This window comes from Ancylobacter sonchi (assembly GCF_018390695.1).
Classification (GTDB): Bacteria; Pseudomonadota; Alphaproteobacteria; order Rhizobiales; family Xanthobacteraceae; genus Ancylobacter; species Ancylobacter sonchi.
Map to the genome: position 1 here is coordinate 193,173 of NZ_JAHBGF010000012.1, position 9,330 is coordinate 202,502.

The 9,330-nt window shown below is 63.9% G+C and carries 8 protein-coding genes and 2 pseudogenes; 6 read left to right on the forward strand and 4 right to left on the reverse strand.

Annotated features, from left to right (window positions below; all coding sequences use genetic code 11):
• Positions 1-23: 23 nt before the first annotated feature.
• From KHC28_RS06095 to KHC28_RS06110, 4 genes are all read left to right on the forward strand, one after another.
• A complete protein-coding gene (locus tag KHC28_RS06095; protein ID WP_214007444.1) occupies positions 24-962 on the forward strand; it encodes a sugar-binding transcriptional regulator in 939 nt (312 codons plus the stop codon).
• Positions 959-2,725: a glycerol-3-phosphate dehydrogenase/oxidase gene (locus tag KHC28_RS06100; protein ID WP_214007445.1), complete on the forward strand. Its 1,767-nt coding sequence runs from the start codon at positions 959-961 to the stop codon at positions 2,723-2,725. Before KHC28_RS06095 ends, KHC28_RS06100 begins: the two co-directional genes overlap by 4 nt.
• Positions 2,722-3,564 (forward strand): class I fructose-bisphosphate aldolase, encoded by an 843-nt coding sequence (locus tag KHC28_RS06105; RefSeq protein WP_214007446.1) that lies wholly within the window; start codon positions 2,722-2,724, stop codon positions 3,562-3,564. The genes KHC28_RS06100 and KHC28_RS06105 overlap by 4 nt, the downstream gene beginning before the upstream one ends.
• Before the next feature lie 71 nt (positions 3,565-3,635).
• Complete coding sequence (locus KHC28_RS06110) at positions 3,636-5,138, forward strand: FGGY-family carbohydrate kinase (protein WP_214007447.1); 1,503 nt, start codon at positions 3,636-3,638, stop codon at positions 5,136-5,138.
• 125 nt (positions 5,139-5,263) lie between these two features.
• Here the strand turns inward: KHC28_RS06110 and KHC28_RS06115 are convergent.
• Positions 5,264-5,644: pseudogene (locus tag KHC28_RS06115) on the reverse strand (transposase); the annotation flags it as partial.
• On the opposite strand from KHC28_RS06115, the gene KHC28_RS06120 reads away from it, so the two are divergent.
• A complete protein-coding gene (locus tag KHC28_RS06120; protein WP_214007448.1) occupies positions 5,616-6,164 on the forward strand; it encodes a hypothetical protein in 549 nt (182 codons plus the stop codon). The pseudogene KHC28_RS06115 and the gene KHC28_RS06120 sit on opposite strands and share 29 nt — an antisense overlap.
• A 339-nt stretch (positions 6,165-6,503) precedes the next feature.
• Positions 6,504-6,797, forward strand: coding sequence for a phage major capsid protein (locus KHC28_RS06125; RefSeq protein WP_446680405.1), 294 nt, complete (start codon positions 6,504-6,506; stop codon positions 6,795-6,797).
• 27 nt (positions 6,798-6,824) lie between these two features.
• Here the strand turns inward: KHC28_RS06125 and KHC28_RS06130 are convergent.
• The 3 genes and pseudogenes from KHC28_RS06130 to traG form a co-directional block, all read right to left on the reverse strand.
• Positions 6,825-7,322, reverse strand: a pseudogene (locus tag KHC28_RS06130) (transposase); the annotation flags it as partial.
• A 146-nt stretch (positions 7,323-7,468) separates the two neighbouring features.
• A complete protein-coding gene (locus tag KHC28_RS06135) occupies positions 7,469-7,894 on the reverse strand; it encodes a CopG family transcriptional regulator (protein ID WP_214007449.1) in 426 nt (141 codons plus the stop codon).
• A gap of 5 nt (positions 7,895-7,899) precedes the next feature.
• Positions 7,900-9,330 (reverse strand): IncP-type conjugal transfer protein TraG (gene traG / locus KHC28_RS06140; protein ID WP_214007450.1); only part of this gene is annotated, 1,431 nt, incomplete at its 5' end.

The window sequence follows — 9,330 nt, forward strand, 5'->3', positions numbered from 1 at the left end:
AAAGTTTCGATGCCGTGCGACGGATGCATCGTATTCTCACGATGCACTTCATCGAGGGCATGAAGCAGATCGACATTGCCACACGGACCAATCTCTCCGTGGCGAGCGTCAATCGCATCATCAAGCAGGGCCGCGATCTCGGCATGGTCGAGATCACTATTAGAAGCCCGTTCCAGTCCGCCTTCGACACGGCACGCATGCTGGTCCAGCGCACTGGGCTGAGCGAGGTCGTCGCGGCGCCGAGCGCGACACTGGACGATCCCTCGCGGCTGAAGGCGGCGGGCAAGGCGGCGGCGTCCTTCCTGCTGGAGAACCTTCGCGACGGCCAGACCATCTGCGTCACTGGCGGCAAGGGCGTGAACGCGCTGGTGGAGGCGCTGGAGACCGATCAGAAGTTCGACATCAGCGTGGTGCCGGCGACCGGCGGCGTGCAGGGCAAGCACTATACCGACGTCAACCATCTCGCCTCGGAACTGGCGATGAAGCTCGGCGGCCGAGCCTACCAGATCCATGTGCCAATGTTCGCGGCCTCGCCGGCGGAACGCGATTCATTGATGCAGATCCGCTCCTGTATCGAAGCGCTGGACCGCGCCCGCAATGCCGATATCGCGGTGGTCGGCGTCGGCTCCATCCATGCCGACGGGTCGAGCTATTTCGACCTGACGCCGGAAGCTTCGGGCGACATCGACGCCATTCGCGAATCCCACGCCGAGGCGGAGCTTCTGGCGCATCTGCTCGACGGTTCCGGTCGGCTCGCGCCTTACGCGCTGAACCGCCAGCTCGTCTGCATGACGCCGGACGAACTGACCCGTATCCCGCTGACGCTGGGCATCGCGGCGGGCAGTGCCAAGGTGTCCCCCATCATCAGTGTCCTGCGCGGCAATTATCTCAACGCGCTCGCCACGGACGAACACACAGCCGTCGAGATTCTGGATCGTCTCGACGAGAAGGACGGGCAATGACCGGATCGCAGGCCGCAAAACCGGATAATCGCACTTCTCGACTGGAAGCCCTCGCCCAGCGTGAGCAGACCACCGTTCTCGTGGTCGGTGGCGGCATCAACGGCATCTCGGCCTTTCGCGAACTCGCGCTCCAGGACATCGACGTGGTGCTGGTCGAGCGCGGCGACTGGTGCGAGGCCGCAAGCGGGGCGCTCTCGCGCATGATCCATGGCGGCCTGCGTTACATGGAGACCGGCGAGTTCAAGCTGGTCAAGGAATCGCTGCTGGAGCGCAACCGGCTGCTTGCGAATGCTCCGCATTTCGTCTCGCCGCTGCCGACCACGGTTCCGTTGTTCGACTACACCTCAGGCATTACCAGCGCGCTACAACGCTTCCTCGGGCTGACCGAGAAGAAGGCGCGGCGCGGCGGCGTGATCGTGAAGATTGGCCTCACGCTCTACGATATCTTCGCCGCGCCCTCTCCCATGCCAAAGCACCGCTTCGCTGCACGTGCCGCCACCTCCCGGCGATGGCCGGACTTCAATCCGGCCATCGCCTGCAGCGCGACCTATTATGACGGGCAGATCAGCCAGCCCGAGCGCCTTGGCGTCGAAATGGTCCACGATGCCATGGAGGCCAATCCCAAGGCGCTGGCATTGAACCATGTCCGCATGACCGGCGTGAAGGACGGGCGCGTGCTGCTGACGGACGTGATGACGGGCCGCGCGTTCGCGCTGCGTCCCGATGTGGTGGTGAACGCGACCGGCGCCTGGATCGATTTCTCCAATGAGGCGCTGAGCCCGCCCACCGAGACGCCGAAGCGCATGATCGGTGGCACCAAGGGCTCGCATCTGATCGTCGACAACTGCCGGCTCTACGACGCGCTCGGCGACGAGATGGTCTATTACGAGAACCAGGAAGGCCGCGTCTGCATTCTGTTCCGCTATTTCGATCGCGTACTGATCGGCTCGACCGATATCCCGATCACCGATCCCGACGGCCTGCGCTGCGAGGATGACGAGGTCGACTACATCCTCCAGTCGGTGCAGCTGATCTTTCCGGACCTCTCGATCCGCCGCGACGAGATCGTCTACACCTTTGCGGGCACCCGACCGCTGCCGGTGAGCGATGCCAGCGTCGCAGGCCGCATCTCGCGCGACCATTCTATCCCGGTGGTGCCGTCGACCGAGAAACGCCCCTTCCCGATCTACTGCATGGTCGGTGGCAAATGGACCACCTTTCGGGCCTTTGGCGAGCAGGTCGCCGACAAGGTGCTCGCCGCGCTGAAGCTCCCGCGCAGCCTCTCAACCACCGATCTTGCCATTGGCGGCGGCAAGAACTATCCCGCGCCCGGCGAGGCACGGGCCGCGTGGGTTGCCCGTTGCGCCCGCGACAGCGGCCTGCCGGCGGCGCGCATCGAGGCGCTGCTGGGCCGTTACGGCACTCATGCCCGGACCATCGCTCTGGAGCTCGGACGCTCGGGCGACACGCCACTCGCCGGGCTTCCCGACTATAGCCGTCAGGAATTCGCCACTCTCGCCGCCACGGAGGATGTTGAGACGCTGGCCGACCTGCTACTGCGCCGGACCCCGATCGGCATTACCGGGCGGCTCAACATCGCCGTCGCGGAAGAGGCGGCGGACATTCTGGCCGGTCTCAAGGGCTGGTCTGTCCCCGAACGCGATCAGCGCCTCGACGATTTCATCACGCGGCTTGCCCGCGACCATGCTGTCACGCTGCAGCGGACGGTTCGCGACTTTCAAGATCAAAGGAGAGTGTCATGAGTGGTAGCTACAAGGTCCGTATGAACCGGCTGTTTCGCAATGGCGGCTGTCTCGACGTGGCGATCGATCACGGCATCGCCAATGAGCCGACCTTCTATCCCGGTCTCGAGAACATCGAGAAGGTGATGGCGGACCTCGTCAAGGCCGGCCCCGACGCGATCCAGGTCAATTACGGCCAGGCCGACCTGCTGCAGAACGTCGACGGCAAGGAGAAGCCGGCGCTGGTGATGCGTACCGACGTCGCCAATGGCTATAACACCATCCGTCATCGCTACATGTGGGCGACGCTGCAGAACTCCGAGGAGCCGATCCTCGCCGCGCTGCAGATGGATGCCGCGGCCGTGGTGGTGAACATCTACATGTTCCCGGACGAGCCGGAGATGTTCAAGCAGTGCATCGAGAACATCGCTCGCTTGCGCCGCGAGTGCGAGAAGTTCGCCATGCCGCTGATGATTGAGCCACTGGCCCTTAAGGCGCCGAGCGCGGGCGGCGGCTATCTCGTCGACGGCGACACCACCAAGATCGTCAATCTGGTGCGCCTCGCGCAGGAAATCGGGGCCGACATCATCAAGGCCGATCCCACCGATAATCCCGAGGACTTCCACAAGGTCGTCGAAGCGGCGCGCGTGCCGGTGCTGGTGCGCGGCGGCGGCAAAGGCGAGATCAACTCGGTGTTCGAGAAGTCCGCCGTGCTGATGAAGCAGGGTGCGGCGGGTATGGTCTACGGCCGCAACATCTATCAGCACGCCAATCCGAGCCGTGTGGTCGCGGCGCTGATGGCGATGGTTCATGACGGCGCTGACGCCGAGCGCGCCAACGCGATCTACGAAGCGGCCTGATCTCCGCTCCAAGCAAAGAACAAGGCGGGTCGGCACGTATCGGCCCGCCAATGATCACACTGGGAGGATGCATGAGCGACTATCTGCTCGGGATCGATGCTGGCAACACCATGGTCAAGGCCGTGCTGTTCGACAGCGAAGGTAAGGAATTCGCAGTCGAGGAGCGAACGGGCACGACCTCCTATCCCGAACCGGGACAGGCCGAGCGCAGCATCGACGAGATCCGCCGCTTCACCGTGGAAGCGATCCAGGCCTGCATCGCGAAATCCGGTATCGATCCCGTCCGCATTCGGGCAGTGGGTGCCGCCGGGCATGGCAATGGTGCCTATCTGCTCGACCGCGACGGCAACGGGCTGCTCGGCATCCAGTCGATCGATCGTCGCGCGGAAGGCATCGCTAGTCGGCTTGGCGAGAAGACTGAGACCATTCATCACTGGTCGCGCCAGCAGCCCTGGGCGGGCCAGACTCCGCTGCTGATGCGTTGGCTCGGTGAACATCGCCCCGAAATCATGTCGCGCACGCATGCGGTGCTGCTGTGCAAGGACGTGATCACGCATTTTCTCACCGGCAAGCTGTCCGGTGACTATTCCGATGCCGCCGTCGCTGGCCTCATCCGCTTTCCCCAGCGCCGCTATGATGGAGAAATGTTGGAGGCCTATGGCGTCGGTGATCTCGAACATCTGCTACCGCCGCTAAGCGAAAGCTGCGAAATTGTCGGCGGCGTGCGCGAAAAGGTCGCGCAGGCGACCGGGCTTACCGTCGGCACGCCGGTTGTGGCCGGCATGATCGACATCGTGGCGAGCGCGATCGGCTCGGGCGTCTCTGCCACCGGGCAGGCTTCCATCGTCGCCGGCACCTGGAGCATCAATCAGGAAGTAGTTGACGATCCCGTACTCAACGAACTGGTCTTCATGACCTCGATTATCGAGAAGGACCGCTATATGGCCGTGGAAGCGAGCGCGACCTCGGCGGCCAATCTGGAATGGTTCATCCGCGAATTCGGCAGCGGCATTGAGGTCGGTACCGGCACGGTCGCCTCGGCCTGCAGCGAGCTTGTGGCGAAGGTCTCGCCCTCCACGGATCTGCCGCTGTTTCACCCCTTTATTTATGGCAGCTCCAGCAATGCGCGGGCGCGCGGCGGCTTCTACGGCATCGCCGGCTGGCACAATAAGGAGCATCTGCTCTACGCGCTGTTCGAGGGCGTGGTGTTCGGCCATCGCCAGCATGTCGAGAAGCTAAGGGCGGCCGGAGCGCGGTTCGAGAATGTGATGCTGTCAGGTGGGGCGGCACGCAGTCGGATCTGGCCGCAGATGTTCTCCGACATTCTTGGCATCCCGATCCGCACCAGCCTGTGCACCCAGACCGGTGCGCTCGGTGCGGCGATCGCGGCGGGAGTCGGCGCCGGCCTGTTCCCCGATCTTGGCCATGGTGTCGAACAGATGGTGAAGACTGCGCAAAGCTTCACACCGTCCGCCCGCGACAAGGCCGTCCATGACAGGCGCTATCGGTTGTTTCAGCAACTGGCGCAGGTCATAGCTCCAGTCTGGGATGAAATGCATCCCGACGCCGGGTAATTCGAAAGCGTGAGGGGGCGCTTATCGCGGCCCCTTCGGCGTGTCCGCCACAATTTGTGCGCCCGAATGATCGCGGTGGCCTGCCCCGATTGAATCGTGCGGTTTGAGTCTAGAGCGTTTTTCGATCAGTCCGGACCATATCCGCACGAGTTGAAGTAGTTGGCACGCTCCATGGGCTGGACGACATCGACGAGCTTTCCGATGAGGCTCCACAGTCCGTTCACGGTACGCTCGCCTGCCTTTCGCTGCATGGCCTTGAGCCGAGAGAAGGCCTTTTCGGTCGGGTTGAATCAGGGCTGTAGGGGGAAAGGAAGCACAACGTTGCGCCTGCCGCCTCGATCCGGTCACGGACGGCAGGGCGCTTATGGCTCGATAGATCATCCATGATGACGACGTCGCCGGGTCACAGCTCAGGGACGAGGACTTGCGCTATACATGGGCTTCGAATCAGTCGCCGTTGATCGGGCGTCCAGCACCATGGGCGCCACCATGCCGGTCCGATTGATCCGCTATGAGTTGGATCGTGAAACAGGCGAACTCGCCGGACTCGCTGTCGAAGCAAGGAACTTGACGGCGACAATCGGTGCGACGCCGTTCGAGGAGTTCTTGCGCAGACCGCCACCTCCGGCGGTCGTGGATGGCGTCGATCTCTGGGCTCGTCGCAGTGACCTCTTTCCGAACTTGCAATTTCTTCCAAGGGTCCGCGGTCAAGTTGAAAGTCTCATGGCGAGCGATCGGATTCTGGCCGCAGCAGTTCGTCGCTTAGGCGACATCGATGCCAGCGTCGGCGCGTGGGCGAACGATGGCACCGCTGCACCACAATGGACGTGCTATATGCGACCCGAGAGCGAACGTAGGATCAATAAGGGCTTGGTCGACTTCGCCGATGCTGGCGGCGTGACCGAAACCTACAGCGACCACGCTGACCTTGGACCTGCCGAGGGACGGTTTCACATCCTCCTAAAATCTGAACCCTCGCGGCATGCCGTCGTTGGTAACGTCGGACGCAAGATCGGAATCGGCTAGCACGCACGCGCCCCAGCAGCAGCGACTATGAACGTCTCGCTGATCGGCACCAGGCGCCCGCCGCCTGCTCGGAGGGGCTCGCCTAAATCGACGTCACCGCTATGCAGGACGTGCGGCCATAGGCCGATCCCAGTCGTTTTCCTGGTGCCGGTGAGCGGACATCGGCAAGTTCAGCTCCGGGCCAAAGGAGTACTGCGTATCGCAGGTCACAGATCGGTTATTGGGCATCGGTCGCGGTCGCGTCAGTCTTAGGAACGACGAGACGCTCACATTCACCTACTCCAGACCCCACATACCGATTTACGCCCGGTCGCCTGACTGACAACCTCTACACCTACGCTGGCATGCCTCCGCCTCGCCGCCGTCACCGCCACCAAGGCGGGCGACGTGAACCCGTGGGCGGGCACCATGGAGCTGGTGGCCGACGCCAACATCGCCGGCAATGGCTGGTACGTCGTTGCTGACCCGGCGGCGGCGCCCAGCGTGGTCTATGGCTATGTCTCCGGCGCCGAGGGGCCGCAGATCCGCACCGAGATCGACTTCGACACCCGCGCCGTGAAGTTCGCGGCCGGGCTCGACTTCGGTTGCGGCGTCATCGACTTCCGCGGCCTCTACCAGAATGAGGGGGCGTGATGGCCGACGCGGTCACGCTTCAGCAGCGTCTGGAGAAGCTCCGCAAGGCGCGCGTCGGGTGTTCGCATCTGCCTTGATCAGGCTGGCATCGACGGCGAAACCCTCACCACCCACCAGGCCTTCCTCGATGCAGCGCCGGACCGTGGTCTCGAACAGCTCGCGCAGCAGATCGCTATCGCGGAAGCGGCCGTGCCGGTTCTTCGAGAAAGTTGAGTGATCGGGAACTGATCCTTCGAGGCCGAGCCAGCAGAACCAGCGATAAGCGAGGTTGAGATGCACCTCCTCGCACAGCCGCCGCTCCCAGCGGATGCCGAAGCAATAGCCGACGAGAAGCATCCGGATCATCAGTTCCGGGTCGATGGAGGGACGACCGATCTCGCTGTAGAAAGGCCGCAGATGCGCACGAATGCCGGACAAATCGACGAACCGATCGATCGCCCGGATCAAGTGACTGGCCGGCACGTGGCGTTCGAGGCTGAACTCATAGAACAGCGCCTCCTGCGCCACCGCCCGCTCCCCCATCATCAGCTTCGCCCTCCATCGCCAAGGACGACTGAATCAGGACTTCACCCCCGCAACAACGCCGACTTTTTCAACGGTATCGGCGCAGAGCAGACGTCGCTGAAAGGGCAGTCGAGGGACAGCTATGGGTCAACTCCGGCCACCCCCGCCTATCTCCGCTCCCCAACATCCTCCACGATCTCCTGCCGCAGTTGCGGTCCCTTCGCGAGGCGCCGGCCGAGCGCATTGGTGTAGGCTGCATAGCGCTCGGAGACCTTGGCCCGGGCGGCCTGGGCCGCGGGCTCCGGCAGCGCGGGGGTGGTGGCCAGCCAGAAGCGGATGAAGGTGGCGAAGGCGTCGGTCGAGATGCCAAGGTCGCGCTCCAGCCGCGCGAGGCGGCGATCGATCTGGCCGAGGCGCCGGGCAAGAGCGGCCTCCTGACGCTCGGCACTGTCGGGCGACAGGAAGGAGGCGATCGCGGCCTGGGCGATCAGGGACATGGACTGGTCGCGCTGGGCGGCGTAGTGCGCCAGCATGTCCATGATGTCGGGCTCGAGATAGACGGAGATCTGCGCTTTCTTCGTGCGACCTGCCAAGGCGATCACAGCTCCATGCCGTCATTGGGATTGAGGCTGACCTGTCGGGCGACGCCTTGCATCAGGCGGGTCAAGCGCCGGTTCCTCGCCGCGACGTCCTCCATCTCGTCGTCGCGATCTATGTCGAAATCGAACTCGTTCTCGATTGGCTGCATTTTCTCGGCCGCCTTCACGCGGCTGAGCTCGGGCTGGTGCCGCGGTTCTGATCCGGTCTGGTCATCGTCTCGACCTTCAACGGCGGCGCTTCCGCCTGTGCCTTCCTGTGGCTTTGGCAGTGGCAGCGCGGTCCAATCATCGTATTGGGCATTCGAACCACGGGAGGGCGTTGGCGGCGGCAGGAGTCGATCCCGAAAGCGCGGATCCTCGTAGTAGCGCGCCTTCTTCGCCCGGATCGGGGGTGTGCCGGCGACCATGACGATCTCGTCGGTGGGCGGCAGCTGCATGATCTCGCCGGGCGTGAGCAACGGGCGGGCGGTTTCTGAGCGCGAGATCATGAGATGACCCAGCCATGGCGAGAGCCGGTGCCCGGCATAGTTCTTCATCGCCTTCATCTCGGTGGCGGTGCCGAGCGCATCGGAGACGCGCTTGGCGGTGCGCTCGTCATTCGTGGCGAAGCTCACCCGGACATGGCAGTTATCGAGGATGGAGTTGTTCGGGCCATAGGCCTTCTCGATCTGGTTCAGCGACTGGGCGATGAGGAAGGCTTTCAGGCCATAGCCGGCCATGAAGGCAAGCGCGCTCTCGAAAAAGTCGAGCCGGCCCAGCGCTGGAAATTCGTCGAGCATGAGCAGCAGGCGATGGCGTCCGCCCTTGGCCTGCAGGTCTTCGGTGAGGCGCCGACCGATCTGGTTGAGCAGGAGGCGGATTAGCGGCTTGGTGCGATTGATGTCGGAGGGCGGCACCACGAGGTAGAGGGTCGAGGGAGCCTTTCCGCCGACGATATCGGCGATGCGCCAGTCGCAGCGTCGCGTCACCTCGGCGATCACCGGATCGCGGTACAGGCCGAGGAAGGACATGGCGGTGGAGAGCACACCGGATCGCTCATTGTCGGATTTGTTGAGCAGTTCGCGGGCGGCGCTGGCGATGACGGGGTGCGGGCCCGCCTCGCCGAGGTGGGCGGTCTTCATCATGGCGTCGAGCGCGGCCTCGATCGGCCGCTTCGGATCAGAAAGGAAGGCGGCAACGCCGGCAAGCGTCTTGTCCGTCTCGGCATAGAGAACGTGGAGGATGGCACCGACGAGGAGCGCGTGGCTGGTCTTCTCCCAGTGGTTTCGCTTTTCCAGGGAGCCTTCCGGATCGACGAGTATGTCGGCGATGTTCTGGACGTCGCGCACCTCCCATTCGCCGCGGCGCACCTCGAGCAGCGGATTATAGGCGGCGGACTTGGCGTTGGTCGGGTCGAACAGCAGCACGCGGCCATGCCGGGCGCGGAAGCC